General features: G+C 73.7%; 1 protein-coding gene. It reads right to left on the bottom strand.

What is annotated here, in order from left to right; translation table 11 throughout:
- A partial coding sequence (locus tag ACYVE9_RS29605; RefSeq protein ID WP_461030949.1) for a phospholipid carrier-dependent glycosyltransferase occupies positions 1–697 on the bottom strand: 697 nt, incomplete at both ends.

Raw genomic sequence — 697 nt, 5'->3', positions numbered from 1 at the left:
GGTGCCGATGGCCAGGCCGAGGCAGAGCCCGGCGGCGAGCCGCCAGGGGCGCAGGCCGAGCGGCAGCCGCCCGCCGACGTCCGGGTCGGGGCGGTCCTCGGGGAGTGCGCGGGCGAGACGGGCCCTGGTCCGGTCGCGGTCGACGAGCAGGCAGCCGAAGGCGGCCAGGACGAAGAACATCAGCACCAGGTCGAGCAGCGCGGTGCGGCTCATCACGAAGTGCAGCCCGTCCACGGCCATCAGGCCCCCGGCGAGGCAGCCCAGGGCGGTGGAGCGGAACATGCGGCGGCCGATGCGGCAGAGCATGAGCACGGAGAGCGTGCCGAGCACGGCCGTCATGAAGCGCCAGCCGAAGGGCGTCAGGCCGAAGAAGTGCTCACCGAGGGCGATGACCCACTTGCCGACCGGCGGGTGCACCACGTACGAGGCGGCGTCGCTGAGCGGAGCGGACGAGGGGTCCTTGAGGATCTGCGCGTTGGCGCCGTCGGGCCAGGTGCCCTCGTAGCCCTGCTTCAGCAGCGACCAGGCGTCCTTGGCGTAGTACGTCTCGTCGAATATCACGGCGTGCGGCGTGCCGAGCTGCCAGAAGCGCAGCAGTCCGGCGAAGAGCGCGACGAGCAGCGGGCCGCCCCAGCCCGTCCAGCGGGGCTCGATGCCCAGCGCCGACCAGGCGCCGCGGGCGGGCCGTGGCCAGGGC

Source organism: Streptomyces sparsus, from assembly GCF_054776295.1.
This window is presented reverse-complemented; position numbering and strand designations above follow the sequence as displayed.